The sequence below is a fragment of the Mycobacterium attenuatum genome, assembly GCF_900566085.1.
In the GTDB taxonomy this organism is placed as follows: Bacteria; Actinomycetota; Actinomycetes; order Mycobacteriales; family Mycobacteriaceae; genus Mycobacterium; species Mycobacterium attenuatum.
In genome coordinates, this window is the sequence record NZ_UPHT01000015.1 from 1 (window position 1) to 26,983 (window position 26,983).

The window sequence follows — 26,983 nt, forward strand, 5'->3', positions numbered from 1 at the left end:
GATCGAACGGGCAAACGAAGAGACCACCGACGCAACGCGCCGGTGGTCCCATAACTGGCAATCCAGGTGGTCCCATCACCCTGGCAAAAATCAGGTCACACTGGTCCCAAGCTCATGGCAAACGACACTCGATCTTTCGCCGGGCTTATCGTGATACCACCCAGCGGCGGTACCGACCACCTTGAAAGTCCCATTCCGAAAGCTGGCGTGTGCCGCACCGGTAATGTCTTGCCCGAAGGTGCCGGTGAAACCGCCGAGGTTGTTGATTTGCACCAACTTTGCGACAACGTCTCCTCCGGTTTGTAGCTGCACGGTGACGCCGGGATCGTCCGTGAGTGTCTTCAAGGTCCAAAGCCAGCGCACCTGTGTGCAATCGACCAGGTGATGACCAGTGTCGCTTCCGTTGATGAGCACTTTGATGGTGCGGGCGTCTACCCCCGCGTGGGATTCCGACGAGCATCCGGCTACGGCAGCGGCAATGACCGATACTGCCGCCGTGGCGTTGACGACTCGGTTATGCACCGCAGTTCCAACCTTTCCCGCGACTACGACACTCGGTTTGCTCACGGCATGCGGCGGCGCAGCCAGATATTTCCCGGTCAGGTCAGACCGCGCACGCCGATGCATGAGCCGCCGCCTTTATTGAGCGACCGCTTTCCACGCAGGCGTAGCCACGGAAATCTCGACCAAACCCCGCGGTAGGTATCAATTCGACAACGATTGACGACTCGGGCGCTGCAGGGGGTGCCCTGCGAATGAGTCGATCGGACCACCGCGTCGTGGGCCAGGTGAGCGCTCGAAGCGTCGAGGTTGTCATGGTCGTGGCGCGCGTTTGAACCACGCTGTCATTGCCACTGCCACGATGACCGCAAGCGCTCCGGCAGTGGCCAGGCTGATCGTCCAGATCCGTCGATCCTCGATCTCCATGTGACACAGCCTTGTGTCATTGATGTCCGCAACAACCTCGCCGCCCATCGGCACATTGGCCGGGGTTCGGTCGTCTCTGTCTCTGGCAGCGGAGAGATCGGGGGCCAAGGCGCTTCCGCACCCGACCGTGTGCAATCCCGGGGAAACTGACACCGGAGCCAGCAGCCCCACCAAACTCACCAGCAATGCCACCACACCAGCGAAAAGCAGTATTCGTCGTATAAGCATCCCTCGGTCATACCCATTGCTGCGCTGATCATTCCAGGGCCAGGGGAACGCCACACCACATGGTTGGGCTGCCCGGTTTGGTTGCTGGTCCGGTACGGGATCAGGTGCACGAGAACCAAGGAGGCACTGGGAAAATGATGGGCCGCTGCAGCTACCGCGTCGTTTGGCCTTCGAAGCACCGCAATAACATTGGACTCTGGTGGTTCCCGGCGAAGGTAATACCGGAAATTCGGTATAAGAAGGGCATGGACATCGCCACCGGCAAGCCCCCGTCCCGGGGTGGCCATTCAAGTGCACCGGCGTCGGCTCGCGCCCTAGCGAGTTCTCATGAATGGCCGGTAGTACCTCGGTGGCGAACACGCTGCTGACGCAGAACGCAATTGTGAATCTCATGAGTTAGCAGCGCCGGTAAACATAGCGGTGTACGGGCTAGGTGGTGACCCGGTACACCTCGACCGCCTCGGGTAGGCCCTTGAGGCGTTGTGGCCCAAGGCTTTCGAAGGTCAGGCCCGATCCGGCGGAAAGATCGCGGACGGTTCGGCTGGCCAGCACTTCACCTGCGCCCGCCAACGCGCCGACGCGGGCACCGGTGTGCACGGCCATGCCGCTCCACTCCTCGCCGCGCCGTTCGCACTCACCGACGTGGACGCCGGCTCGGATCTGGATGCCGCGGGTGGCCAGCGTCGGGACCAGATCCAAGGCGCACCGAACCGCCTTGGTCGGCCCGTCGAAGAGCGCGAAGATCCCGTCTCCGGTGTGCTTGGCGCGGTGACCGCCGTACTTCGCCAATAGCCAGTCGACCGCCCTGTCGTGCGCATCGAGCTGATGACGCCAGTGGGCATCACCGGTGGCGCTGAGTTGTTCTGTGGAGCCGACGATGTCGGTGAACATGACGGCTTTCAGGATTCGCTCGTCGGGTCGTTCGCTTGGCTTTTCGCAGACGAACTCCACAACCGACGGCACAAAGTCGGCGATGATGTCGAAGGGGCTGTGGGGACCCGGCGGCAGCGGCTGAAAATGCGCCTCCGGAATGGCGGCGGCCAGGGCCGCGGCCGCCTCGATGGGCACCAACCGATCGCCAGGTCGGGCGAAAACCAGGGTCGGTGCCCGCACCAGGCCCAGGACGCTGCGGACGTCGATCTCCATGAAGGCTTTCCACCACAGTTTGGCCATTGTCGGACTGGCTATAGCGCGCTGGAGCTTGCCGAACATTGCTCGCACCCCGGAAGTGTCGGCCGTCGCACTGTAGAACAGATCGGCCAGTGCGCCCTCTCCCCAACGGTCGTCGATCTCGTCGAGCTGCGACTCGATCTCGGCGGGCGTGAACCCCCACGGGAAGTCGGGGAGCTCTTGGGAATACCGCGCCGCAGTGCCGTAAAGAACAAGGGACGCAACCCGTTCCGGGTGGGTGGCGGCGAATAGCACGCTGACCGAGCCGCCCTCGCTGGTGCCCAGGAATGCTGCCCGGCCGGCCCCGGCGGCGTCCAGAATTGCCCGCACATCGTCGATCCGCTGGTCCAGCGATAACGGCTGGGTCGACGGGTCCGACAGGCCCGTCCCCCGTCTGTCCCACACGATCAACCGGGTCGACTGCGAAACCAGGTCGATGAACTCCGCATACGGACCACCGGGTTCGTCGACCGTGTCGACGTTGCTCAATACCCATCCGGACACCCAGATGAGAAACGGGCCAGTATCACCGAATACCCGGTAGGCCAACCGCACGTCCCCGTTGCGTGCGTAGCGCAGTGGCGCAGTCACGTCAACATCCTGGCATCAGCCGACGGTCACCGTTGCGTCAAGACACCAGGTGCTACCCGGTCGTCAAACCGGATATCGGGTTAGCTCGCGCCCGCCGCAATTACCTGGTCAACCTCGAGTGCCCGGCTGGCCATCTCGGCGTGTGCCTTTTCCAGCGCCTCGGCCTGATCCTCGTCGGCCTTGATCAGCGCCTCGATGTCGAAGCCGGCCATATCGTGAACACCCATGTTCCGGAAGGCTTTCTGCACCTTGTCGCCCCACAGCCCGATGTCCTTGACGATGGGCACGATGCGGCTGAACAGGTGGGAGCGGAACTGGATCATCAGCGGCGACCTTTCGACCCATGCGGCGCATTCTTGGACGTCCATGCCCAGGGTCTCGAAAACCTCCTCACCGCGGAAGCGGTCGCGCATCAGGTAGCAAGCGTCCACGACGAACTCTTCGCGTTCGTCCCGTTCGGCCTCGGTCAGCGCGGAGTAGTAATCCTTCAACGAGATCCGGCCGAAGGCGACGTGCCGGGCCTCGTCCTGCATGACGTAGGCCAGCAACTGCTTGGCCAGCGAGTCCGGCGGCGCCATGTCACGCAGCACCCCGAAGGCGGCGAGCGCGAGCCCTTCGATCAGGACCTGCATGCCGAGGTAGGGCATGTCCCAGCGAGAGTCGCGCAGGGTGTCGCCCAGCAACGCCGTCAGGTGCTTGTTGATCGGGTAGACCAGGCCGACCTTGTCCTGCAGGAACCGCGAGAACGTCTCGACGTGCCGAGCCTCGTCCATGGTCTGGGTGGCTGCGTAGAACTTTGCGTCCAGGTCCGGGACGACCTCGACGATCTTCGCGGCGCACACCATCGCCCCCTGCTCGCCGTGCAAGAACTGCGAGAACTGCCAGGCCTGGAAGTGCTGGCGCATCTCGGTGCGACGTGCGTCATCCGCCGAGTCCCACATTGGGCTGCCGAACAGCGGATGGAACTCGTCGGGCAGGCCGACAGGGTTGTGGGGATCGACGTCTTGCGCCCAGTCGATGCGCAACTGGGCATCCCATTGCTTGTCCTTTCCCTTCTGGTACAGGGACAGCAGCCGGGCGCGTCCGTCGTCGTACTCCCAGGTGAAGCGCGCGTCGCCGATGCTGGGGACCTCCCATGAGTAGGGGTCGGGCACGTCCGTGTACTTGTCCCTGGTGGTCATGAGATGCCGCCTCTCTGCGGGTGTGACCAGTGGTCATATGATCGATATCACATTGCACCGCGTTCGGGAGCGTGCGTCAACCCTGTCTGGCGATCGCGGGGCGAGATGCCGGCGGTGGATGATCTCTGGCCGGATCCGCCGCTTCGTGGCAACCCTAGGGATCTTCGATCACTGACACCGTGTGCTCGGCGGTGTTGGCGACGTAGACGGTGTGGGTGCCCGGATCCACCGCCACCGCGCCTGGCCACGAGCCAACCGGAAAAGTGGCGGTGACCTTGTTGGTCGATCCGTCGATCACCGACATCTTGTCCATTCTGGTGACGACGAAGACCTTCCGGGTACCCGGATCCACCGCGACCCCGTTCGGCTGAGCGATGCCCACCACGGTCGAGGTGACGGCATTCGTCGATCCGTCGATCACCGACACCGTGTCATCCTCCAGGTTGGCGAGGTAGACGGTGTGGGTGTTCGGATCCACGGCGATCGGGTTGACGTCGCTGAAGCCGCCGCGGACCTTAACCGTGGCGGTGACGGTGTTGGTCGATCCGTCGATCACCGACACCGTGCGATCCTCGAGGTTGGCGACGTAGACGGTGTGGGTGCCCGGATCCACCGCGACCCCTATCGCGCGGGAGCCGACGTCCACCCTGGTGGTTACCGTGTGCGTTCTCCCGTCGAACACCGACACCCTTCCGGGGAGACTAGCGACGTAGACGGTGTGGGTGACCGGATCGACCGCCACACTCCTAGCGCCTCGGCCGCGAGGGTCACGCAGGGTGGCGGTCACGGTGTTGGTCGATCCGTCGATCACCGACACCGTGGCATCGTTCAGGTTGGCGGTATAGACGGTGTGGGTGCCCGGATCCACCGCCACACTGACCGGCTTCTTGCCGACGGGCACGGTGGCGGTGACCGTGCGCGTCTTCCCGTCGATGACCGACACCGTGCTGTCTTCATAGTTGGCGGTGTAGACGGTGTGGGTGCCCGGATCCACCGCCACCGCGTATGGCCCGGGCCCGACGTGCACGGTGGCCTTGACCGGGTTCGCCGGCTGGGAGCGGTAATAGAGCATGGCAAACATCCCCGCGACGGCAAGAGCGCCCGCGATGGCCAGTACCCGCAGCAATCGGCGTTTTGTGGTTCGGTTGGATTCGTGACGGGGTTGTGGTCGCTGCGGGAGTGCTGCGGGGCTCGGCGGTTGGGCGTCAGTCTTCATCCGCGTTGTGGAGACGTAAAAGTGAATCAATGGGACACCGAACACCGGCAGGAGCAGCAAAGCGGCCGGCCCCACATCGATGTGCAATGGCGATCCCAGGGCAGTCGCAACTGCTGCTGCGCAGGAAAGGGACCCAACCGGAATCAGATAAATGATCACGAACAGCCAGGTGGTGACTTTCCAACTCTTCGCCGATCGCTGAACGCCCGCCTCTTCGCTCAGCCAGCGCATCGCCACACAAAACACCACGGTGGCGATCATCGATGCGACGCCCACCAACGAGAAGAGCAGCGCAACCGCCGCGGGCGTGGCGTAGATGAAATGGCCATGGATTGCATCCAGGAGTGAGAAAACCGCCGCGATGATCACAAACCGCAGTGCCGACCGGTATCGATCGTGGACCCCAATCTTGGCCAGCTGGGATGTCCCCCACAGGATCATCAACATCCCCACCGCATCGTTGGCGAAATCAAATCTCCATCCGACACCGTTGACCGTCTGGCTGTAGGTGAGGTCAACGAGACAGATCAGCGCACCCCAGACAATCCAACGCAACGGCGAGATCGCCGACCGAATGCCTGTGCTGGCCGCGGGCGAACTGGCGGGCGGATTGATGAGGAATTCCGTATCCGGATACCGGCCCGGCGGTGGCGGTGCGGGTGATGGTGTGGTCATCGGCATGGGTTGTTCATCGGACCAACTCCTGTTGCTACAGCCTGGCGCCAAGCTAAGGCGCGAAGGCTCTCGCAAACGAGTGCCGAAAGTCCCCTGAGCAGCAGCGAATGGCCCCACGCGTGGCTAGGCGGGCGTCGGTGATCCGGACAGCGGAGCTGGTTATGCGGCCGCAGACTTCTTAGGCGCCCGGTCGATCACTCAAGATGTTCGATCACTGTTCAATCGGTTCGGGATGTCCGCGACACCTGCTGGGCCGGCACAATCGCCTTGGCGGCTTTGATGAGCAGCATCAGGTGAAGCGGATCGGTGGGGACGATTCGAACTGGTAGTGGGTGTAGAAGCTGCGCGCCTGGTCGTGCAGTGCGTGCACGAGCATGGCGCGGACGCCGATGTCTTGGGCGACTTGCACGCTGCGTGCAATGGCGTAGCGGAGCAAGTTCTCGCCGAACCCGCGGCGTTGGTGTTTCCGGTCGATGGCGAGGCGCGACAGCAGGATCACCGGTGTCGGGTCGTGGATGTTGCGGCGGAACTTGCCGGTGCAATCAGCGTTCGACACCGCCCGGTCGAGAGTGCGTGGTAACCGACGATGCGGCTCTCTCGGCAGGTGACGAAGCAGCGGGATGCACCTTTGACGCGGTTGGGCAGCACGCGTTTGCGGAGCTAGTCATCGAGGGTGGGCTCGCCGCTGTCGAACGTGGCGGCGTCGTCAACTTCGTTGATCGGTCGGTGGAGCTGTAGCCGGTCATGCGTCCCGTTCAATGAGGGACGCCTTGGCGGCTACATCTTCGCCAGCGCTTCCTTGAACTGGACGGGCCGATCGAGCAGGGCGTTGAATGCGGTCCATGCGGCGTCGTCGACGACGACACGGCGGCGGTCAGCGAGTACGCCGCGGGCGTGCGCGAGGGTGAAGCTCGAGGGGCCGAGCCCTTCGACCTCGGCGGCATGGCGGATCAGTGCGTCCTGCTTGGGGCCAGGCGCACCGCGAAACGCTCAGATTTCGTGGCCGTGCATTGAGCGTGTGCCCGATCGGCGTACACGTCGACCATGACCGCGGCACGGGGTCGACGGCTAGCAAACTATTTCCGCAATGAACACCGCTGCGCAACGGTCAAACGCTCTAGAACGGCCATCACCAGTGGCAAGGGTGCGCACCTAGTGTCGCTGAATTGCGGCTCTGTGGAGCCGATGACGGTGTGGAGCCGATGACGGGAATCGAACCCGCGTATTCAGCTTGGGAAGCCCTTTCTACGCCCGAACAGGTGAGCGATAGCCGCTGGTCGGCGGGGTGGTGGCTGTCAGCGTTTGCACTGTTCAGCGCATCGGAGTACGTCTGCCGAACGCCAACGGTTCGCTCTCGGTACGGACGCAGTACGGGGTAGGTCGGGGGTACGGGCGGGGTATGGAAAGACACGCCCGCTGACACGCCGACTGACACGCCGAGTTGTGTCGGTGGCCGCTGGGAGAATCCTGCGCATGGAACCGAAGGACAACGTGTGGGCTGACGGCAGCGAACGCGGCCTCGCCTACGCATTTGCGGCGGTCGAGAGATACCTGCGCCAGAATGGCACGAACTGGGCTGGGCGGGCATTGCTGCTGCCACACATGTCAGCGAGCCGCGAGAGCTACCACCAGAACTACAGCGCCAATAAGAACATCGGCAGCGGACGCGGAAACAAACCTGCGCCAGGCGGGCCTGTGATGGTCGTGCATCCCCCGCTGAAGCTGCTGGAAAAGGGGATACGCCTGGCTGCCGGTCAACTGCTCGGCGTGGCTACACCGAACCCGCGTGAGGTCGTGGGGTGGGCTGCGGCGACTAAGGCTGTCGATGCACTGACCGGTGAGCGACACCCCGGCGTGCCGCCCGAGATCGAAGAGGCACTGCAGGACCTGCACGACGCCGGATACAACGGCTATGCGCGGCAACGCGAGCCCTTCTTTGCCGCCAAGTACTTCCCGCCCATCGACATCCTGATCGACGCGGGATACGACGTGGACTTCGTTAAGAGTTACCTCGTCGTGCTTGGGAAGTCAGCGGACAGCGTCGAGCGGATCGACAAGCTATTTGTTCCGTCGTCGCAGCGGCCTCGCGCGTGGCGTTGACCCGGCGCCAATACGCCGGGTCTGCCTAGGAAGTTGACCGGTGGTAGCGGCTTCGCGCTGCTGGCACCACTACCGCTACCACCGGGGTCATTGGGCGGTCGGACGCGGCGCGGTAGCTGACGGCGGGCCGACTAGGGGCCAGTAACGGGCGCTGCTGGGCCACCCGCTACCGGCCTGCTCACTGGGCGACGATGTCGCCGGGGTTGCCCCGCGCTTCGCTGCGGCGAGCCCTACGCGGCCGGTTCACCATGCTGGGAGCCTTGGGCCGGTATGCGCCGCCGTCTGCTGGGGTCGCGTACTCACAGCCGGGCGGTACTTCCCCAGGCCCCCATGAGAACTCGCTGGCACCGGTGTCTTCGGCACCGCGAGCGTGTGCGCGGTCACCGTACCAACCCTTCTTGAAACCCATTGCGAGCCAGCCTTAACGATGCGCGATGATCGTCGGCGGCGCGTAAACCGGGTTGTTGGTGATTTGTATCGCCACGGCTGCACCACGGTGCCGCACACCTGTACCGAACGAACGCACCAGAAATGACTCCTGGATCGGGTACGGCCCGACGCCAGGAATCAGCCTGAGCCCGGAATAGCTACTGTCGCGGTGCTCTCGAAATCCGATGACGTTGTCGTTGGAGTTGGGTCCACCGGTAGCGACGATGGCGCACCAGCCCTTGGGAATGAAGTAGGACTCCACGATGAGCGCCTTCCCATACGAGCCGGTCACGTCCAGGCCCTGGTACTCCGGTGGCGGAACTGCGCCCTCCACGCGCTCGGTGGTAATGCGTGCGGGCGCATTGGAACTCGGTATGAAGTCAAACGCCGGAGTCTTGCCGGTGTCGTACTCGACGCCTGCGCGCCAGGTGGTCAGCTTGGACGCGGTGAGATCGTCGGGGTGGATCAACAGGATCAACTTGGCGCGCTGGGTGGACCCGTGCCCGTGTTCGGTCAAATGCGTGATCCCACTTTCGAGATCGAGTGAGTCCAGCGTAAGGCTCTGGGTCGTCAGCATGTGGGTGTGAGTTCCGAGGAAGTCGCGCCCCATGTGGGAAGGCGGCTTGGTGCCGTCACCGTTGTAGAGCCCGTACACGTTTAGTCCGAAGTCGTTGGTGCGAACGACGTTCGAGAAAAGCCGTTCCAGCACAGCGCCCGTCACCAGGCGGTTGTCGGCCTCCAAGGCGCGGGTCATCCGGTTTTCGATCTGCTCGGCGGTGGCATCCCGAAGGTAACGCCACGAAGCACGCAGACCCAAATCCCAGTCGCGGAAATCAAAAGCTACCTTGAGGTAACTCGGATCACTGATGCCACGTGGAGCGCCGAATTCCGTTGCCTCCTCGAATACTTCTGCTGTGACGTCCTGTGCGATCGCGTCGGCGACCTCGGTGGTTCGGTAGGTCAGCAACGAGGCGATAGCCGACCTGTGCTTGTTGTACTCACCAATCGCGTCAGTCAGTTCGTTCCAAATGTCGTTGAGGTCAACACCATCCGCGGTCTTGTTGACGATCACGTCCCCGTGGGTCTGTGTGCCGCTCCTGTTGAATGCCATTGCGCAATTCCAATCCGTGTATTCGCAGTAACTCCCGACCGTACGCCTGAGAACTGTTGCGGCGCTGCGGCTAACACGCAGATTGGGCTATACACAGGTGAAGCGTGGCGGCTCATGGCGGTTCCTGGCGTAGCGTAGCGAGCAGGCGAAACCCGCTGCGGGCTTGTCGATACGGCGACGCCAGTTTAATGCGATGCATTGGAGGAAAGATGGCCAAACCCCAAGTTGTCCACCAACCGCCACAAGGGGTGGCGTTGTCGGACCTACTCACGATCAAAGGCCGGGAAGCGGCCCACCGCTGGCTCTGCGACGAACTGGGCCTGCCGCTACGGCTTAACTACGTTCGTGCCGCCGTCGCCAAAGGTGAGATGCCCAGTGTGAAGAAGGGCGAGGTGCACTACTTTTCAACTCGCGGACTCTTTCAGTGGGCGTTGAAGTTCTCGGAGGTCGTATTATGAGCGCCGACGCATTCCGCTGGCGTCCAGAGGACAACCTGGACCCGATGGACCCGAAGGCCAACACGCAGGTGCGAGCTATCGACCGGGCCGACGAACTGACCGCGAAAGTCTGGGCCGAAGCGAGCGAGGTCGCGGCCATCCTGTTCGACCCGGCGCGGGTGCCCGAACTGGCGGCCAAGGCCGACGAGGCTGCTGCCGAGTTCGCCGACCGCTCAGGCGAGGACGGTGATCTGCACTTCGACACGCATGACACCGGCTGGAATCCCCATGCCCTGCATGAGCAAGGCGTAGTTCGGGTGTGGCCTGTGGGGACGAACCATGTCGACGTGATCCGGGACCGCTGGCGCGACAACCCGAACCGTGACAGCAGGCCTGTCGACTACTTCGCCGCCATGTACGCAAACCGGCTGCCGGACTACTTCGATTGCGTTCGGTACGGCTGCACGGGCGACTGTGACCGGGCGTGTTCGGTGCACCTGGCGAAGGCGTGCGCGGGGCCGACGCGGACGATGCCGGTAAGCCGGGGAACGCTGCGGCTCTTGTTCCGCATGTGCCGAGCGTGCGAGGACTTGGCGGGCCAGATCGCCGCCAACTCTTATAAGACCGCCGTCGTGCAGGCCCGCGCCGACCTCCCGCCTGGCGCGGTGATCCTGCCCAACCCCGAACCCGATGTGAACCCCGGCGCGCCTGGGCGTAGGCGCACCTGTCCGTGTGCCCCTCGCAGCGCGTAGGCCAATGCCGAGCACCGGGCGATAGTCGCCGCAGACCGGGCCTTGGCAACCCAAGAAGTGTGACCCGAGTCACTTTGTAACATCGATGTAAAACAGCGGCGTGTCGTCGGCGTGTCGATGCGCAAAATGCGCTTGACCTGGCCATTGCTTAACCGAGTTAACGAGGATGCGGACCCCTTCAACTGGGAGTGGACGCCCGCAAGAACGGCTTGCGGCGTGACGCCCGAGGAGGCCAACAGCATGATGACGACGACGGCAGACGAGATGGTGGCCATGCAGGCCGCAGTGAAGGCGATGCGCGATAACCCGGCGCTCGCTACGGGCCTCCTGGCAATCCCGGAGGACGCGGAGCGCCCCGAGGTATTGGCTCGGGAGGACGGTTCGACCGTCATCCGGTGGTTTGAGCGCTGCTGTGACTCTGACGCTCATGCCGACCTCTGGTGGGTGACGCAATCCGCTGACGGGCACACCATCAACGTCGACCACTTCACGGCGACACCGTCGTTTCCAGAGCAGGCGATGGACACGTTGAAGTACGTGTTGCAGCATCGCGCAGGAGTGGATGTGCATTACCGCAACCAGGTCACCGCGTAACCCGTTCCGCCGCTGGCGCATTCGCTTGCCATACGCACGAAACACGTTCGCGGCGAGTGTGTATCGGGTGGAGTACGCTCTAGGTACTTACAACTGAATCCATCGTCTCGACGGGGACACACAGACCGACATACAGCGTCTACGGCACCCCTAGCGACGCGCTAAACCAACTTGTACCGGCGTGCGTCGAAAGCAAACCCTCATGACCGAGAGGGCGAGTTTTCGATGCGCGCCGGTTTTGTTGCGCGCCAATAGCTAAGAGGAACCAAGATGGACGACGACGAGAAGCCGACCATGACCGAGACCGAGTTGTGGGAGTGGCTGCACTATGACGAGGTAATCCCCGTCACGCGCCGCACAATCAAGTGGGCTGTGCTTCGGCGCGAAATCATCCCGACCCGGCTGGGCAACGGAAACTTCTTCAGCAAGCGCGATGGGCTCGAATGGTTGAAGTCGCGCAAGCAACCGGAGACCGCACCCACGCGGAACTATGCGGCCGAAAGTCATGCAGCACAGCCGTAAATGCAGTTCACCCCCGGCGACCTGGCGGGCGCAACCGGGGGCGAACCAACAACCTGTGGACGGACGAGGACCACATAACCCTTGTGAGTGCCGACAAACACGAAAGGCTGAAGGTGACTATACCCGCCAAGCACCCGCCCGCCGAACACACTGAACAGGAACGGCTGCGGCCCAACTACATCGGAGGCTACGCGGACGTTGCAGAGGTCTATGCAGAGCGCGGTTGGCTGTCGGTGTTGCCTTTGCCGCCCGGCCAGAAATGGCCACCGCCAGAGGGATTCACCGGCAAGGCGGCACAGCTTCCGACCGCTGCACACATCGCACAGTGGCGATGCGAACGCCCGGACGGAAACCCGGCGCTCTACCTCGTAGACGGGTTGATTTGCGTCGACATCGACAACTACGCGAAGAAGAAGCGGCCCGCTGGTCGAGCCTTGGAAGTCGTTGCCGAGGTTGAGGGCCGCGCAGGGGTGCGATTCCCAGCGACGTGGGTGCTACGCAACAGAACCGATGGCAGCGAGAAGCGGTTCTACCGTGTCCCGACCGGCCTCACCTGGCGGAGCAACCTCGGGGCGGGTGTAGACCTCGTTCACGCGGGCCACCGCTACGTCAACGCCGGGGTCAACCCCGACACCGGCAACCCTGAACAGTGGTACGCGTCGGAAGGCGAGCTATCACCGGTGCCGCCGCGCCCCAGCGATCTGGCGCAACTTCCAGACGCGCTCGTGTTGGAGCTCATGCGCGACGCTAACGGGTTGGAGATCCCTGGGCTTGCCGATCCGGCAGCGGCGCGAAGGCTGCTCAAGGAACTTCCCAAGGGCGTAATGGACGTTGGAGTCCGCGACCTGATGTCACGGGCGCTCGCTGACTTGAGTGGCCTCAACGGCAGCCGCCACGACGCGACGCTGAACCATGTTCGCGACTTGGTGAAGTACGGCGCGAGCGGCCTCGCAGGTACACGAACCGCGATCAAGGCGCTGCGCTCAGATTTTGTTGAGGCCGTGTGGGATAGCGCCGAACGTGGCAGCCGCGATATCGCGGTCAGTGAGTTCGACCGCATGGAGACCAACGGTGCGCAGTTGGCCGCAGCGGTGCCCGCGGAGGAGCTGGCGCTGCTTGGGGTCGCACTGAATGCCATGGCGCCGGGTGGGATGTGGCACGAGGACACGCTCTGGCCGGCTGTTGGCGAGGACGACGATGATGCCTTGCCGTCATGGGCACCTGTCGACATCGGTAAAGCGCGGCGCGGGGTAGGTGCTGCGCCTCCAACAGTTCTCGCGCGTTCGGACGGTGAGTGCCTGTTCTACCCCGGCAAGACGCATTCGGTGCACGGTGAATCGGAGTCGGGCAAGTCCTGGCTGGTGCAGTGTGCGACGGCAGAGCAGCTAATAGCGGGCAACCCGGTGCTGTACATCGACTTCGAGGATGAGGGCGGCCCAGTCGCGCAGCGCCTAATACTGCTTGGCGTACCGCCCGAGGTTGTTGACGACCCAACAATGTTCGTTTACGTCCACCCTGAGGAAGCACCAAGTACCGATGCCGAACGCGCAGCGTTTGATGCGCTGCTGGGTCGGAGCTACACCCTGGCCGTGATCGACGGCGTGACCGACTCGATGGGCGTGTTCGGCCTGTCCACGAAGGACAACGACGACGTGGCCAGGTGGCAACGGGCCTTACCGAAAGCAATTGCCCGACAGACCGGCGCAGCGGTCGTGTGCGTCGATCACGTCACCAAGGACACCGACAACCGGGGCCGGTTCGCGCTTGGCGGCCAACACAAGATGGCGGGGCTCAGCGGTGCCGCATACCTGGTGGAGATGGAGCAGCCGTTCGCTGCCGGGCAGGCGGGCCGCGCGAGCGTGCGGGTCGGCAAGGACCGACCGGGGTTGGTGCGAGGTCTTGGCGGTCGGTGGCGCAAGACCGACCGCACACAACATGTCGCGGACCTCTACCTAGATTCGACCGACCCCGAACACACCGGTTGGTCCCTGGACGCGCCGAGCAACGCTGGGAAGTCGACTGAGACCGATGAGTCGCGCTCGAAACCGGGCAAGAAGGCATTCCGCCCAACGTGGTTCATGGAGCAGGTGAGTCGGTACTTGGAGGAGACCGACAACCCCGCCGAGCGGACAAGCAACAAGATCGTCGCCGCGATGTGCGAGGAGCGGAAAGCACAAGGCAAGACAGCGCATCGACAGCGCTGGCGCGACGCAATCAAGGTGTTGGTCGAGGAGGGGTTTGCAAAAACGGAAGCGGGTGCGCGAGAGAGCCAAATACACGTTGTCGTGAAGCCTTACCGACAAATTGAGGACCCGCTGTCCGACAACTATTCGGAGCCCGCAGCAGCAGGTGTGGAGGGCTGGAAACGCAAGCTGAGCGACCTCTCGGACGGGGAGGAAACGTGACTGCGCCGACTGCGCCGATGACTGCGCCGAACCGCGCGGACGGCGCGGTTGCGAGCGACTACGCCGGTGACTGCGCCGACTGCGCCGTCCCCGTAGGGGCGCAGGGCGCAGTCGCGCGGTCGCGCGGTCACCCCGGCGCGGAGGTAACGAACGAGACGAACTCGGCGCAGACGCGGGAACTGGAACACAAGGAACAACGGGACAAGGAGTGCAAAATGTATCAAGACACCATGCTGCCAAAGGTGCTGACCTTAAGGGACTTTGCGGCCCTAAGTTCGGTGTGGCCCGAGTACATCAGCGGCGTGGGCTTCGGTCGCGTTGCGAAGTCGGTGCTGCTTGCGCGGATACATCCGAACTGCAATCGGCTCACCGGTGATGAGGACGTACTTGCAAGGGCGCTCGTCTACACGCCAGAAGACGAGTTTGGGGCATCGTCTCTGCGAAGGTTGACAATACGTCGGAAGCAGGTTGAGCCGGTCGCGCGTGATGAGGACACGCAGGAGTCAGCGAGCGCTTACCGGGCGTGTCTGTACGCGATCTACGCTCTGCCGGTTCTTGAGTTGACGGACCCGCCAGCACCGCCGTTTGAATTGTGCACAGCATGCGAAACCGACGGCTCAGCGTCGATGAAGGACGTTGGTGAGCCATGCCCGAATTGCGGTGCGCGATGAACGTATTCACGCCGATTGAGCCGCCATATTGGTGGCGACCGACACCACGAACACGACGGGGACATCCCACGCGCCCCCGGCGGAACCCGCGCAGAGAGCCTTGGCCACCGGAAGCACGTTGGCGGCCGGGAGAGCGTTGATGAAAACCAAACTAAGACAGGAGAACCGAGATGCCGACCTCTGAACGCGCCGACCTTAAATTGATGGGATTCGACGGTAAGTGCTCCGCAAGGAGCCAACGGACCGGCGATCAATGCCGACGACCAGCAGCACGCGGCGCGAACGTCTGCCCGGTACACGGCGGCTCAGCCCCACAAGTGAAGGCGGCGGCGCGACGCCGACTCGACCAAGCCGCCGATGTTCTTGTGCAGCGGCTTTTGAAGTTCGCACTCGATGGCGATGTCGCCGACAATGTTGCGCTAACAGCGATTCGGGATGCACTCGACCGGGCGGGCATGGGGGCCAAGACAGAAGTGGCCGTTGAGGTCAAGCCCGCGTACGAGGAACTACTTGGCGACGTTGCGCACACGACCAAGGCCCAATGGGAAGCCATGAAACGCGGCGACACCGCCCCGGCGGACCCGCCACGCGCGCTCCATAGCCCACCCGAACGCGATACCGCCGACGTAATCGACGCGGAAGTTGTCGAAGACACACCCGAGTCGCCGTCTCCTGGCCGTTCGCGCCCGTCGTGGGCCGAGGACGCTGACGCCGCCGCGCAATCCGCTAGGGGCCAGCTAGTGCCGCTCGAACAAGCTGCGGCAGAGGTCGCAGCAGCGAACCGAGCAAGCCGAGTTAGCCAAGCGCGACGTAAGCGCAGGTGAAAGCACTACGTCGTGTAGCTAAACCGCAGGTCGCTGGCGTAGAAACGGGGTAGCAGCGCCGCTCTATCTAGGGACAACGCGGCGTAGCTGGTCGCCCCAGGTGGCCTGTCCCCGACGAGAGGAACCGAAGTGAGCAGATATCACCCCGGCGACCGCGTACGCGTGATCTCGGTGACGCCAGCGGCGGGCCACGCACCGATTACCGACCCGAACCACCCCGACGCACTCGACTGGTACGGCAAGCCGCTGATCGGCACGACCGGCACCGTGCTCGACGTATTCGGAGACCGGCACGCCCGCAACAACATTCGCCTAGACCACCTGGGGGAGGCGGTCGCGTTCCCCGATGCCGACTTGGAGCCCGAAGCATGAGACTTGTTGCGTATGTGCGTGTCTCGTCGGCCCACCAACAGGAGGCGTTCGGGCCGACCATCCAGCGCGCCGCCATCACCAAGTGGGCGAAGTCAGCCGGCCACAAGATCGTGGCGTGGCAGGAGGACACGATTAGCGGCGCGTCGGAGCTACGCAACCGCGTGGGCTGGTGCAAGGCCGCAGCCCTGGTGAAGGCCGGGAAGGCAGCGGGCATCGTGGTTGCGCGGCTCGATCGGCTTGCCCGCGACGTCATGGTGCAGGAGTTGTTGCTACGCAAGCTGTCCGACCTCGGTGGCGTCGTGCTGTCGACCCGCGAGAACGAGAACGAGATGCTCAACGGTGAGTCAAACGACCCGTCGCGCAAGCTGGTTCGCGTCATCATGGGTGCCATCTCCGAGTACGACCGCGAGATGACCGTGGATCGGCTCGCAGCAGGCCGCGCTGCCAAGGCGGCACGTGGCGGTTACGCACACGGCGCGCTGCCCTACGGCTATCGCACGGTCAAGGGTGCGCTCGTCCCAGAGCCCGCCGAGCAGGCCGCGTTGGCCCGCATGCGCGAGCTACAGGCCGTGGGTTACTCCACCCGCGAAATCGCCCGCGTGCTCGCTGAGGAGAGCCACCCGACCAAGCGCGGGGGTCGGTGGAGTTCGCCCACGGTCGCACGAATACTCAACCGCGCGACCAAAGAGGGCACCGCCGCGTGAGGCCGCTTGTCAAGCGCTCACCTACGGGCCACCTCTACACAGTGCCGAGCGCACCCCTGCGTCCGCTGCCGCCCCTGAGCCCGCAACCCACGGATGACGCGGAGAGCGTGCCGGAACCCACACCGCCGCAGGAGGAACCCACACCGAAGCGGCCCGACCGGCGACCGAAGCTCACCGCCGAGGACGTGCGGTCCATCCGCGCCGACTACGCAGCGGGCAAGTGGAGCCAGGGCGACCTCGCCTACATCTACGGCGTCACCCAATCGACCATCAGCGCCGCTCTGAGCGGCGACACCCATGTGACCACCGGACCCACTGCAAGACAGGAGAACTGACCAATGGCAAGGACACAGAAGCGCATAACAGCCAGCGGCGCACCAAGGTACGTGGCGAAGTGGCGCGACCCGGATGGCACCGACCACAGCAAGGGCGGGTTCGCCAACAAGAAGGCTGCGGCAGATTACGGCCGCAACGCCGAGAGCGCAGCAGCGCAGGGGATCGTGTTCGACCCGGCCAAGGGCAAGATGCTGTTCCGCGACGCGGCGGCGATCTGGTTGGAGTCCCGCAAGGCAGACACCCGCAACAACGCCGAGAACCACCGCTACGCTCTCGCCCCGGCCGCAACCCGTCGCGGCGACGGCAAGACGCTGGGCATTGACGCCGTGTTCGGCGGCTACCCGCTGAACAAGATCACCCGCGAGTACATCCAGGCGTGGGTCAACCGCCTCACGGAGGCGGGCAAGAAGCCGTCGACCGTGCGGCACGCGTTCTGGACCGTCCGCATGGTCTTGGAGCAGGCGGTCGTGGATGGCCGGCTGGCGAAGAGCCCCGCCGAGTACGTGAAGCTACCGAAGGAGCGCGGCGCAAAAGGCGCGAAGGTGGGCGTCGTGGACCGGGCGCAGTTCCTCACCGCTGCACAGGTTTCTGCGCTCGTTGAGGCGACGCCTTGGCCGTACAACGTCATGGTGAACCTGGCGGCGTGGTCGGGTCTGCGCGCTGCGGAACTCGGCGGGCTGCAAATCCAAGACATCGAGGTCTCTTCCAACGGCGGCATGAAGATCCACGTGGAGCGGACTGCTGCCGCACACGGGCTCACCAAGACGGACGGCTCAATACGAGTCGTGCCGGTACCGGGGCCGACCGCAAGTCTGGTCCGGGATTACGTCACCGAGCACCCGCGTCGGCAAGAGGCTGGCGCGCCCCTGTTCCCCGGTATGTCGCTGACGCGGCCCCGGCCTACCGGAGTGCGGGCCGACACCGCCGCACCAGGAGGGGCGACTACGGGTGTGGAAGACGCAGCACCGAGCGCGTCGGCGAAGGACCGCGCTCGACGGCAGGCCGACGCCCTCGCCGAAGTCACCGTGGAGGACGCGGAGAAGCGATTGGTGCTGGACTGGACCCAGCCGCTACGCCACGCGAGCTTCTACAAGGCCGTGTTCCGGCCCGCTGTGCTGCGCGCCAATCGGACGGCGGGCAACGCGGTACTCCCAGCGGGGTTGCGGTTCCACTCGCTCCGACACACCTACGCGAGTCTCTGCGCGGCGGTCCCCAGTATTTCGGTGCGGCAGGTGGCCGAGTGGATGGGCCACGCGAACCCGACGACGACCGAACTCGTCTACACGCACCTCTACGCGAAGGCCGACCACGACGACGAGATGGCCGCGCTAGGAGCGTTGGCCGCGCAACCAGGGCGGCGGTACGGCGACAACGTGATTCAGCTCCATGGCTAGCGCGGTCCGGGGCTCGAACTTACCCGGACTTGCAGGCAGAATGCGTGCATGGTTGACGAGTGGTCAGTCGTATCGATTGACGACTGGGCGCTTGCTGGCGTTGAAACCCAGGGTCAGCATGAACTCTACTGGTACAGGCACGAAACGCGTGAGCGAACATGGCTCTTCAAACCCGCTCGACCCGAGCGTCACCACGCCGCCCAAGAAGATGTGGTCGAAAAGCTCGGTTCAGAGATTGCTGCCCTCATGGGTGTTCCCGCGGCGCGGGTGGAACTAGCCGTGCTCGGAGGTCAACGAGGCGCGTTGGTCGAGGATGCCCGGGGGCATCGGTGGGAGTTGCAACTGGGCCAAGTGTTGATGACGGAAGTCCTATCGGACTACGACCCCACTGACCGGAATCACCCCGGATACAACGTACAGAACGTCTGCCGTGCGCTGGACGGGTTTGCCGCGCCGCCAGATTTCGAGCCAACGATGAATTTCAACGCTTTCGATGTGTTCTCCGGGTATTTGCTGCTCGATACGCTACTGGCGCACTGCGATCGGCATGATCGCAATTGGGCAGTGATCTTCCCGCCGTCAGACGAGCCGCAGAAGAAGGCCCTGTGCCCGTCTTACGACCATGCTGCAAGCTTGGGCTTCCAGCTTTCCGACGAGAAGCGCGAGGAGTACCTCACGGGAAGTAGAGGGGGCTCGGTAGCCGAATGGGCCAGCAAGGCACGTGCGACTCGCTTTGAGCGGAGCAAAGGGGAGTCGTGCCAAACCCTCCTTGAACTGGCTCAATCTGCGCTGGACTTGTGTCCTAACGAGACGCGCGAGTACTGGCGTGACCGCGTCTTGTCGGTGGGGTGTGGTTCCGTTAGTGACGTGGTCGCGGCCGCACCGGATCTAACCGACATAGCCCGACGCTTCACTGTCGAGTTGGTTATGGTTAACCGAGGGAGATTGCTTGATGTCCTCAGCTGAGACTCACATTGCAGACGCGATACGCCCAGCGCGACGTTTCGCTATCACATGGCGTAATCGACTCATGCGGCGGATATCGCCCGTGGCTGTGCTGGACGATCTGGGTACGGAGTATCAATTTCAGTATCTTGCCGGTGCTGGAGATGTCGACGGCTTCCGTCCTTTCGTTGGATTCCCAGACCTAAAGGGCGTCTACAGGGCGAAGCGGCTCTGGCCCTTCTTCGAACTGCGCATCATGGATCGCAAACGGCCTGACTTTGTCGAGTATGCAAGCTGGCTCGGACTCACGCCCTTGGCTTCCACGCTCGACATCCTGAGTCGCAGCGGCGGCAGTAATAAGGCCGACAGCGTCCAGCTCGTTGAAGCACCGGCTGTGTCTCCTGACGGCGAGACCGAGAGCGTATTTCTCGCTCGGGGGGTCCGTTACGCGTTGAGAGAGCACGGCACAGAAGCTGCGGCGGCCTCCTTGCAGCCTGGCGATAAGTTGCAGCTAGGTGACGACCTCGGCAATGAGGCGAACCCGAAGGCGTTATTGCTTCAGACCTGCGCGGGGGAGCCTATCGGGTGGGTCCCAGATTTGCTTGTCGATTACGCGCGGCTTCTCCGCGAATCAGGTGGCACGGTTCAGCTGCTGCAGAACAACCGCGATGCGCCTACGCATGCGCGCTTACTGGTCAGGCTCTCGGGTCACTTGAGGCCCGGTACGTCGGTCTTGGATGGCGGCGTGTGGCCGCGACGTTGTCACCACGCCGTCAGTTAGACTTACTTCCAGTGCACTCCGATGCGGCCGGTGAAACAAACGGCTTCGGCACCAGCGTTGGAGATGGCCATCCACGGCCTGTGCTCTAGTCGAATGGCCCCAGCCTCGCCAGTTGGCTTGAGGCTGGGGTCTAACGAATCAAGATCAATACATCCCCAGGCCTACCGCTCGCACCGCCGTCCGGGGTACAAGCGGGGTACTCGTTAGCGTGTCGCGCGTTGTTCCGCGTTCCCCGCGGACCCTCTAGCAGGTCTTTTCGTGGAGCCGATGACGGGAATCGAACCCGCGTATTCAGCTTGGGAAGCTGATGTTCTGCCATTGAACTACATCGGCGCGGTTGCTTCAGAAGGCTAGCATCCGGATCATTCCATCACCCCCAGGCAGTAGAGGATCAGGAATCCGGCGAAGAACATCACCGCCATCCAGGGCCGTTCCGGCGTCTCATGCGCCTCGACCAGCAGCTCCTCGACAACCAGCCACAACAGCGCAGCCGCCGCAAACGCCAGCACCAGGGTGAGCACGGCAGCACTCGCGCCGCCGAGCAGCAGCGCACCCAGCACCGCCCCTACCGCGGTAACCAGGCTGACGCCGCCGGTGGTCACTGCGGCGCGAACCCGGGGTACACCCGAGCCGGTCAGGCGTAGCGCCACCGACAATCCCAGGAACAGCACCTCGACCGTCAGGGCGATCGCGATGATGAGCGCGGTCCGTCGAGACACGGTCGCGCCGGTTGCGACAAGTAACCCGTCGATGAAGAGGTCGACCGCGACCACGGTCAGAAACGCGACGGGTAGCGCGCCGCCGCAACGCTCCCCGGCCCAACCCTCGCCGCCGGAATCCTCGCGACCGCCGAAACCCTCGCCGCCGGAACCTTCCGCGCCGCCGAAATGCCGAAGCCCCACCAGCACCGCAACACCCGCGCCAAAGCCCACAATGATCAGGCATAGCGAACCCCGGGCACGCAAGTCCGGCAGCACCTCGCCGGCCACCGCCGCCATGACCACCCCCGCGGCGAAGTGTTGGACGCCGCTGACGAGGGCCGGCGACGGGCTCCGCACCACCGCGACCGCGCCGCCGATGATCCCGGCGACAACGGGAAAGGCCACCAGGGATGCGGCCGTTGTCACGATGCTGATGCCGACCTCCCGGGTTCGGTCGAGAATGTGTCATCGCGCAGGCGCGCGGGCCGCAGATCAAGGAGCATCATGTCGCAGGTACTGGTCACCGGATTCGGAGCGTACGGCAACACCCCAACCAACCCGGCGCAGCTCACCGCCGAGGCGCTCGATGGTCGCGTCATCGCCGGCGCGACGGTGACCGCCCGGATTGTGCCGAACGTGTTCTTTGAATCGATCACCGCCACGCAGCAGGCGATCGCGGACGTGCGTCCGGACGTGGTGGTCATGTTGGGCGAATATCCGGGCCGCGCCGTGATCACCGTGGAGCGGCTGGCGCAAAACATCAACGACTGCGGGCGGTACGGGCTTGCCGACAACGCCGGCACGGTCCTTGTCGGTGAGCACACCGACCCCGCCGGTCCCGTTGCCTACCATGCGACGGTTCCGATCCACGCCATGGTCGTTGCTATGCGCGCGGCCGGCGTGCCGGCCGACGTCTCGGATGCCGCCGGCACGTTCGTGTGCAACCACCTGATGTATGGGGTCTTGCACCACATTGCGCAAAACGCCCTTCCGATGCGCGCCGGCTGGATGCACCTGCCGTGCCTGCCCAGCGTCGCCGCCCTGGAGGACAACCTGGGGGTCCCGAGCATGTCGGTGGAAACGGCAGTCACCGGCGTCACGGCCGGTATCGAGGCCGCCGTTCGGCAATTGTCTGATATCGCCACACCCGTGCGGTCTCGATTGCAGATCTGAGATCGCTACTGGTAGCGACGCCTTTTTCGGTGTGCTCCGATAAACCACTCGTTTACGCGAAGAATAATTTTCTATATAGGGGATGTTTATTGTTTCGTGATCTCGTAGAGTGCGTCAGGTGAGAAGGCACGCGTTGGTCCGGGAGCGGCGACGGTCGTCAGTGCTCCTGACCGCCCTCGCTGCCCCAGCCGCTGTCTTCTTCGCCGTGACCGCAGATGTCGGTCCGCATGCGGACCGTGGGGTCGACCAGGTTGACGGACCGTGCTGCCTGGAGATCGTGGCGGCGGCGCCGACTCCGTTGACGGTGAAAATGCCTGGTAGCGAGGCGGCCATGGGCTGGGACGGCGGCCAGTTTGCTACAGCATCCAGATGGCGGGTCGACACTCGCTCGCGCGCCCTGGCGCCCGGGGTTGCGCCAGAGCAGGGCCTACAGGTCAAGACCATTCTGGTGGCGCGCAGTATCAGCGCGCTGTTTCCCGAGATCCAAGAAATCGGCGGCGTTCGGGCGGACGCGCTGCGATGGCATCCCAACGGCTTGGCACTCGACGTGATGGTCCCCGATCCGGGCAGCGCGGACGGTATCGCGCTGGGTAATCAGATCGTTAGCTACGTGTTGATGAACGCGGCGCGATTCGGCATCCAAGATGCCATTTGGCGGGGCGCTTATTACACGCCCGATGGCGCACGGGCCAGTGGTGCCGGCCATTATGACCACGTCCACATCACCACCACCGGCGGCGGATACCCGACCGGCGAGGAAATCTACCTGCGCTTAGCCGGCGGGGTTCGCTGAACCGTTGGGAACTGCCGAGCACGCCGCACGGCGCCCACGCGACATCGGCCACCGATGCGCCCACCAGCAGCTACGCTCGTCGGGTGCTGCTCTCTGACCGTGACCTCAGAGCCGAAATCTCCGCCGGGCGGCTGGGCATCGATCCGTACGACGACAGCCTGGTTCAGCCGTCCAGCGTCGACGTCCGACTTGACTGCCTGTTCCGCGTTTTCAACAACACGCGCTATACCCACATCGACCCCTCCCGGCAGCAGGACGAGCTGACCAGCCTGGTTGAGCCGGCCAACGGAGATCCGTTCGTCCTACACCCGGGCGAGTTTGTGCTGGCCTCGACGTTGGAGCTGTTCAGGTTGCCCGACGATCTCGCCGGACGGCTGGAAGGCAAGTCGTCGCTGGGCCGATTGGGATTGCTCACCCATTCCACCGCTGGCTTCATCGATCCCGGCTTCAGCGGCCACATCACGCTGGAGCTGTCCAACGTCGCCAACCTGCCGATTGCGCTGTGGCCGGGAATGAAAATCGGCCAGTTGTGCATACTTCGTTTGACCAGCCCGGCGCAGCGCCCGTACGGCAGTAGCGGTGTCGGGTCCAAGTATCAAGGCCAGCGCGGCCCGACACCGTCGCGGTCCTACGTGAACTTCATACGTTCTACATAGCTTCGGCGCGGCTCCCGGCATTGTTTGTAGGACTAACATCTTTTTCGGGCGTGTTGTCCTGCGGTTCACCGCCGGTCACAAAACCTTGGGAGGGGTTTTGGACGTTGTCCTTGGCATGTCGATGGCGCCGGCCGCGGTTCGGATGGCGCTGGTCGAAGGCCAAGACGGCGACGGCGTGATCGTCGAAGAAGACACCTTCCGCCTCAACCAGAGCTTGTCCACCGCCAGCCCAACCGAGCAGGTGATCGCCGCAATTCTGGGCACCCGGCAGGGTGCGGTCGAGGCCGGCCTACGACTGACCTCCGTGGGCGTGACGTGCCCCGACGACACTTCGGCGGCGGCGCTGCGCGATGCGCTGGCCGCACACAAGCTCGAAAACGTCATGCTGGTGTCGGCATTTCTAGCTGCGGCCGCGTTGGGGCAGGCGGTCGGCGGCGCCGTTGGTTACCAGCGGACCGCCGTGTTGTTCGTCGAACCGGACACCGCGACCCTGGCGGTCGTGGAAACCGCAGATGGCTCGGTCGGTGACGTACACCGGCTTTTGCTCTCCGAAGACGACGACACGGCCGTGGCCGAGGTGATCGAAATGATCGCCGGCATCGAGTCGATGCCGTCTCGTCCCGACGGCGTGTATGTCGTGGGCACTGGCGTCGACGTCGCCATGATCAAACCCGCCCTCGATGCGGCGACGTCGCTGACGGTGAGTGTGCCGGAGGAACTCGAAATGGCGCTGGCACGCGGCGCCGCGCTGGCGTCGGGCAACGCACCCTTGTTCGCGTCCACCACGGCCGCCCTGGCGTATGCGCACGACCTGCCCGCCCCCGACCTCCTTGGCGACGACCTCGACGCCAGCGCCGCGCCCGATGACGACCCCGCCGCCCGCCGGCATGCCCTGTTGATCGGTAGCGCGGTGGCGGTGATCGCCATCGCCGCGGTGGTGGCCCTCGAAGTTGCCCTGGCGATCAAGATCCGCCCGACTGTCGCTTTACTGCCCAAGCCCAGCGAAAACCATCTCGTCACGCCGACGGAGCAGCCTCCCGCGACGGCTCAGGTCGCCGCGGCTCCAGAGCCGAGGATCGACCTACCGCGGCCCGCCGCGCCACCGCGCGCCGCAAGCCCGCAACTACCGGCTCCGGTGCCGGCCGCCGCGGTTCCGGCCGCTCCTGCTCTGCCGCCGCCAGTGATAGCGGCTCCGGTGTTACCGGCTCCGGAGGCTCCGGTTCGGGTGCCGGCCCGTGATCCGGCCATCATGGTGCCGCCGCTGCTGCCGATACTGGTGCCTCCCGTCCTTGCGACCGGGCCAGAGTCGGTGCTGCGCCCGCCGGTGCCAAAGGCCCCGGCGCAAGTGCCGCGGCCACGACCGCAAGCGCCTGCACCGGGCGTTCAGGTTCCGGCGTCGCCCCCTCGCGTCGGGAGCCCGGGTCCGCGGAAACCGGCCCGCCAAGCTCCTCCGGTATTGGGGTCCTCACCCAATCCCGGGCATATCCCCGGCGGTGGCGCCGGTGTCCCTGGTCGAGGGGGTCCGTTCGGCGGCTCGCCCGGCGGTAGGGGTCCAGTCGTCGGCGCTCCGGGCGGTAAGGGTCCGCTGGGAGGCGGCGGTCCGGGCGGTCGTGGTCCGTTGGGCGGCGGCGGTTCCGGCGGTCATGGCGGATTCGGCGGCGGCGGTCATGGCGGGTTCGGCGGCGGGCCGGAGCATTTCGCAGCAAACCAACTTTGAGGATGGTTGCGGGCCGCGAGTAAGATCGGAATACGGGTTGGGGACCCGCAGCAATGTTCGCAGTCACGTATCCGCGACGATGCAAAAGACCAAATGGGGGAGCTTTGGACACCGTACTTGGTGTGTCGATGGCACCAACCGCAGTCCGGATGGTGCTGGTTGAAGGCGAAAACGGCGACGGCGCACTAGTTGATCAGGATAAATTCGACGTCTCCGGCGACGGGGATGCGGCGACTGTCAGCGCGGCCCAGCAGGTGGTTTCGGCGATCCTCGGCACCAGGGAAGGTGCGTCTGAGGGCGGCTACCAGCTGGCCTCGACCGGTGTGACCTGGCGGGATCCGGGCCAGGCCGCTGCGCTGCGTGAGGCGCTGGCCAACCAAAAGCTTGAGAAGGTCGTACTCGTCTCGGCGTTCTTGGCTGCGGCTGCCCTGGCTCAAGCGGTCGGCAACGAGACCAACTACGCCCACACAGCGCTGCTGTTCATCGAACCCGAGACCGCGACGCTTGCGGTGGTCGATAGCGCAAATGGCTCGATCGCCGACATCCAGCGACAGCTGCTGTCCGACGACGACGACACCGCGGTGGCCCAGTTGACCGAGTTGGTCTCCAGCGCCGAAAGCCTCGAGACACATCCAGACGCCATATTTGTCGTCGGCTCCGGCATCGACATCCCGATGATCAAACCGGCGCTGGAGACGGCGACCGCGCTGCCGGTGACTGCGGCCGAGGAACCTGACACGGCGCTGGCCCGAGGCGCGGCGCTGGCCTCGGCGAATACCCCCCTCTTCGTATCGTCGACAGCAGCGCTGGCCTACGCACAGGACCCCGGTACCGGCACGCTGGACCCCTACCGGCTTGACGCCGCCTACTTCAACGACGTCTCCGACAGCGTGGAAACAGGCGAGGGGCCATTGGCCTACAGCGCCGTTCCCGAAACCGCTGTCCCCGATGATCAGCCCGAGCGGAAGCCGTTCCCGCTGCTCGCGAGCATCGTAACGTCGCTCTTTGTCATCGGCGTTGCGGCCCTTGCCCTTTCGCTGGCCGTCAGCATCCGCTCGTCACCCGACGTGAAGCCCGACCCGGGCCACAACGTCGTGACGCCGTCAGCACCGGCACCGGCAGCTCACGCTCCCGCGCCGACCCCGCAAGCCCCCGCGCCCGCGCCGCAAGCTCCGGCCCCGGCGCCGCAGGCTCCCGCACCGGCACCGGCCCCGCAGGCTCCGGCGCCGGCACCGCAAGAGCCCGCTCCGGCTCCGCAGGCTCCCGCACCGGCTCCGCAAGGGCCCGCTCCGGCGCCACAGGCTCCCGCACCGGCGCCGGCCCCGGCTCCGGTTCCGGAGGCTCCGGCCCCCGCCCCGGCGCCGGTGCCCATCCCCGTGCCCGTGCAGATCCCGGTCCCCATTTTTGGCCCCGGCGGTGGCGGGGGCTTCCCGGGCGGCGGCGGCCACGGTGACGATCACGGTGGTGGACACGGTGGCGGCCGAGGCGGCGGGCACGGTCGCGGCGGGTTCAACATCCCATTCGTCCCCGGCTTCTGATTTCGCCGGGTAGCCGTCATCTGCCGTTCAGCGTCGCGAT

At 64.7% G+C, this 26,983-nt stretch carries 27 protein-coding genes, 1 tRNA gene and 1 pseudogene; 18 read left to right on the forward strand and 11 right to left on the reverse strand.

The features are described 5' to 3' along the window. Nucleotides 1-90 precede the first annotated feature (90 nt). From EET13_RS02410 to EET13_RS02440, 6 genes and pseudogenes are all read right to left on the reverse strand, one after another. Nucleotides 91-522, reverse strand: a complete 432-nt coding sequence (locus EET13_RS02410) for a lipoprotein LpqH (protein ID WP_136623081.1) — start codon at nt 520-522, stop codon at nt 91-93. 1,062 nt (nt 523-1,584) lie between these two features. Beyond that, nucleotides 1,585-2,916 (reverse strand): adenylate/guanylate cyclase domain-containing protein, encoded by a 1,332-nt coding sequence (locus EET13_RS02420; protein ID WP_122440797.1) that lies wholly within the window; start codon nt 2,914-2,916, stop codon nt 1,585-1,587. Nucleotides 2,917-2,996: 80 nt separating this feature from the next. Further along, on the reverse strand, nt 2,997-4,097 hold the full coding sequence (locus tag EET13_RS02425) for a ferritin-like domain-containing protein (protein WP_122440798.1): 1,101 nt from the start codon (nt 4,095-4,097) through the stop codon (nt 2,997-2,999). 154 nt (nt 4,098-4,251) lie between these two features. Next, the gene (locus EET13_RS02430) at nt 4,252-5,988 is read right to left on the reverse strand and encodes a YncE family protein (protein ID WP_168991215.1); all 1,737 of its coding nucleotides are present in this window, start codon (nt 5,986-5,988) and stop codon (nt 4,252-4,254) included. Between the two features lie 218 nt (nt 5,989-6,206). Continuing rightward, nucleotides 6,207-6,734 (reverse strand): annotated as a pseudogene (locus EET13_RS32535) (GNAT family N-acetyltransferase). A 31-nt stretch (nt 6,735-6,765) separates the two neighbouring features. Next, on the reverse strand, nt 6,766-6,942 hold the full coding sequence (locus EET13_RS02440; protein WP_168991218.1) for a type II toxin -antitoxin system TacA 1-like antitoxin: 177 nt from the start codon (nt 6,940-6,942) through the stop codon (nt 6,766-6,768). Nucleotides 6,943-7,461: 519 nt separating this feature from the next. Between EET13_RS02440 and EET13_RS02445 the strand changes: the two genes are divergently transcribed. After that, complete coding sequence (locus tag EET13_RS02445) at nt 7,462-8,088, forward strand: hypothetical protein (RefSeq protein WP_122440800.1); 627 nt, start codon at nt 7,462-7,464, stop codon at nt 8,086-8,088. A 178-nt stretch (nt 8,089-8,266) separates the two neighbouring features. Here EET13_RS02445 and EET13_RS02450 read toward each other — a convergent pair whose 3' ends face one another. Together EET13_RS02450 and EET13_RS02455 are read right to left on the reverse strand one after the other, a co-directional pair. Continuing rightward, nucleotides 8,267-8,497 (reverse strand): hypothetical protein, encoded by a 231-nt coding sequence (locus EET13_RS02450; protein ID WP_122440801.1) that lies wholly within the window; start codon nt 8,495-8,497, stop codon nt 8,267-8,269. 12 nt (nt 8,498-8,509) lie between these two features. Further along, nucleotides 8,510-9,628 (reverse strand): hypothetical protein, encoded by a 1,119-nt coding sequence (locus EET13_RS02455; RefSeq protein ID WP_122440802.1) that lies wholly within the window; start codon nt 9,626-9,628, stop codon nt 8,510-8,512. Between the two features lie 209 nt (nt 9,629-9,837). Here EET13_RS02455 and EET13_RS02460 point away from each other — a divergent pair, with 209 nt between their 5' ends. The 6 genes from EET13_RS02460 (at nt 9,838) to EET13_RS02485 (ending at nt 15,009) form a co-directional block, all read left to right on the forward strand. Continuing rightward, complete coding sequence (locus tag EET13_RS02460; protein ID WP_136623082.1) at nt 9,838-10,086, forward strand: hypothetical protein; 249 nt, start codon at nt 9,838-9,840, stop codon at nt 10,084-10,086. Next, a complete protein-coding gene (locus EET13_RS02465) occupies nt 10,083-10,817 on the forward strand; it encodes a hypothetical protein (protein ID WP_122440804.1) in 735 nt (244 codons plus the stop codon). The genes EET13_RS02460 and EET13_RS02465 overlap by 4 nt, the downstream gene beginning before the upstream one ends. A 132-nt stretch (nt 10,818-10,949) precedes the next feature. Beyond that, a complete protein-coding gene (locus EET13_RS02470; protein ID WP_211189011.1) occupies nt 10,950-11,411 on the forward strand; it encodes a hypothetical protein in 462 nt (153 codons plus the stop codon). Between the two features lie 270 nt (nt 11,412-11,681). After that, on the forward strand, nt 11,682-11,933 hold the full coding sequence (locus EET13_RS02475; RefSeq protein ID WP_122440806.1) for a hypothetical protein: 252 nt from the start codon (nt 11,682-11,684) through the stop codon (nt 11,931-11,933). Between the two features lie 83 nt (nt 11,934-12,016). Next, nucleotides 12,017-14,338, forward strand: coding sequence for a bifunctional DNA primase/polymerase (locus EET13_RS02480; RefSeq protein WP_168991216.1), 2,322 nt, complete (start codon nt 12,017-12,019; stop codon nt 14,336-14,338). Further along, on the forward strand, nt 14,335-15,009 hold the full coding sequence (locus EET13_RS02485) for a hypothetical protein (RefSeq protein WP_136623084.1): 675 nt from the start codon (nt 14,335-14,337) through the stop codon (nt 15,007-15,009). Before EET13_RS02480 ends, EET13_RS02485 begins: the two co-directional genes overlap by 4 nt. Nucleotides 15,010-15,015: 6 nt before the next feature. Here EET13_RS02485 and EET13_RS30140 read toward each other — a convergent pair whose 3' ends face one another. Next, entirely contained in the window at nt 15,016-15,159 is a 144-nt protein-coding gene (locus EET13_RS30140; RefSeq protein WP_168991217.1) for a hypothetical protein, read from the reverse strand. 803 nt (nt 15,160-15,962) lie between these two features. On the opposite strand from EET13_RS30140, the gene EET13_RS02495 reads away from it, so the two are divergent. The 6 genes from EET13_RS02495 to EET13_RS02520 all read left to right on the forward strand — a co-directional run bounded on the left by EET13_RS02495 (nt 15,963) and on the right by EET13_RS02520 (nt 20,365). Then, nucleotides 15,963-16,205, forward strand: a complete 243-nt coding sequence (locus EET13_RS02495; protein ID WP_136623085.1) for a hypothetical protein — start codon at nt 15,963-15,965, stop codon at nt 16,203-16,205. Then, nucleotides 16,202-16,909 (forward strand): recombinase family protein, encoded by a 708-nt coding sequence (locus tag EET13_RS02500; RefSeq protein WP_122440811.1) that lies wholly within the window; start codon nt 16,202-16,204, stop codon nt 16,907-16,909. Before EET13_RS02495 ends, EET13_RS02500 begins: the two co-directional genes overlap by 4 nt. A gap of 41 nt (nt 16,910-16,950) precedes the next feature. Then, complete coding sequence (locus EET13_RS02505) at nt 16,951-17,244, forward strand: helix-turn-helix domain-containing protein (RefSeq protein ID WP_136623086.1); 294 nt, start codon at nt 16,951-16,953, stop codon at nt 17,242-17,244. Between the two features lie 3 nt (nt 17,245-17,247). Beyond that, nucleotides 17,248-18,639 carry a site-specific integrase gene (locus EET13_RS02510; protein ID WP_122440813.1) on the forward strand — a complete coding sequence of 464 codons (1,392 nt, stop codon included), beginning with the start codon at nt 17,248-17,250 and terminating at the stop codon, nt 18,637-18,639. Nucleotides 18,640-18,687: 48 nt separating this feature from the next. Further along, nucleotides 18,688-19,605: a HipA domain-containing protein gene (locus tag EET13_RS02515; RefSeq protein ID WP_211189012.1), complete on the forward strand. Its 918-nt coding sequence runs from the start codon at nt 18,688-18,690 to the stop codon at nt 19,603-19,605. A gap of 82 nt (nt 19,606-19,687) precedes the next feature. Further along, complete coding sequence (locus tag EET13_RS02520; protein ID WP_244603731.1) at nt 19,688-20,365, forward strand: hypothetical protein; 678 nt, start codon at nt 19,688-19,690, stop codon at nt 20,363-20,365. Nucleotides 20,366-20,624: 259 nt separating this feature from the next. Here EET13_RS02520 and EET13_RS02525 read toward each other — a convergent pair. Then, nucleotides 20,625-20,698, reverse strand: a tRNA-Gly gene (locus EET13_RS02525). 29 nt (nt 20,699-20,727) lie between these two features. Next, a complete protein-coding gene (locus EET13_RS02530) occupies nt 20,728-21,528 on the reverse strand; it encodes a ZIP family metal transporter (protein WP_122440815.1) in 801 nt (266 codons plus the stop codon). Nucleotides 21,529-21,570: 42 nt separating this feature from the next. On the opposite strand from EET13_RS02530, the gene pcp reads away from it, so the two are divergent. From pcp to EET13_RS02555, 5 genes are all read left to right on the forward strand, one after another. Continuing rightward, nucleotides 21,571-22,239, forward strand: a complete 669-nt coding sequence (gene pcp / locus EET13_RS02535) for a pyroglutamyl-peptidase I (RefSeq protein WP_122440816.1) — start codon at nt 21,571-21,573, stop codon at nt 22,237-22,239. A gap of 118 nt (nt 22,240-22,357) precedes the next feature. Then, entirely contained in the window at nt 22,358-23,032 is a 675-nt protein-coding gene (locus EET13_RS02540; protein ID WP_122440817.1) for a VldE C-terminal domain-containing protein, read from the forward strand. An 83-nt stretch (nt 23,033-23,115) separates the two neighbouring features. Then, a complete protein-coding gene (gene dcd, locus EET13_RS02545) occupies nt 23,116-23,688 on the forward strand; it encodes a dCTP deaminase (protein ID WP_122440818.1) in 573 nt (190 codons plus the stop codon). 97 nt (nt 23,689-23,785) lie between these two features. Continuing rightward, entirely contained in the window at nt 23,786-25,405 is a 1,620-nt protein-coding gene (locus tag EET13_RS02550; protein WP_211189013.1) for a DUF7159 family protein, read from the forward strand. 53 nt (nt 25,406-25,458) lie between these two features. Next, the gene (locus tag EET13_RS02555; RefSeq protein ID WP_425294214.1) at nt 25,459-26,943 is read left to right on the forward strand and encodes a DUF7159 family protein; all 1,485 of its coding nucleotides are present in this window, start codon (nt 25,459-25,461) and stop codon (nt 26,941-26,943) included. The last annotated feature ends 40 nt before the right edge of the window (nt 26,944-26,983 follow it).

Bases quoted from the DNA above. Each gene is read 5' to 3' on its own strand.
- EET13_RS02515 (WP_211189012.1), top strand. From the start codon at position 18,688: ATGGTTGACGAGTGGTCAGTCGTATCGATTGACGACTGGGCGCTTGCT.
- pcp (WP_122440816.1), top strand. From the start codon at position 21,571: ATGTCGCAGGTACTGGTCACCGGATTCGGAGCGTACGGCAACACCCCA.
- EET13_RS02465 (WP_122440804.1), top strand. From the start codon at position 10,083: ATGAGCGCCGACGCATTCCGCTGGCGTCCAGAGGACAACCTGGACCCG.
- EET13_RS02455 (WP_122440802.1), bottom strand. From the start codon at position 9,628: ATGGCATTCAACAGGAGCGGCACACAGACCCACGGGGACGTGATCGTC.
- EET13_RS02555 (WP_425294214.1), top strand. From the start codon at position 25,459: ATGTTCGCAGTCACGTATCCGCGACGATGCAAAAGACCAAATGGGGGA.
- EET13_RS02500 (WP_122440811.1), top strand. From the start codon at position 16,202: ATGAGACTTGTTGCGTATGTGCGTGTCTCGTCGGCCCACCAACAGGAG.
- EET13_RS02460 (WP_136623082.1), top strand. From the start codon at position 9,838: ATGGCCAAACCCCAAGTTGTCCACCAACCGCCACAAGGGGTGGCGTTG.
- EET13_RS02510 (WP_122440813.1), top strand. From the start codon at position 17,248: ATGGCAAGGACACAGAAGCGCATAACAGCCAGCGGCGCACCAAGGTAC.
- EET13_RS02425 (WP_122440798.1), bottom strand. From the start codon at position 4,097: ATGACCACCAGGGACAAGTACACGGACGTGCCCGACCCCTACTCATGG.
- EET13_RS02430 (WP_168991215.1), bottom strand. From the start codon at position 5,988: ATGACCACACCATCACCCGCACCGCCACCGCCGGGCCGGTATCCGGAT.
- EET13_RS02475 (WP_122440806.1), top strand. From the start codon at position 11,682: ATGGACGACGACGAGAAGCCGACCATGACCGAGACCGAGTTGTGGGAG.
- EET13_RS02450 (WP_122440801.1), bottom strand. From the start codon at position 8,497: ATGGGTTTCAAGAAGGGTTGGTACGGTGACCGCGCACACGCTCGCGGT.
- EET13_RS02445 (WP_122440800.1), top strand. From the start codon at position 7,462: ATGGAACCGAAGGACAACGTGTGGGCTGACGGCAGCGAACGCGGCCTC.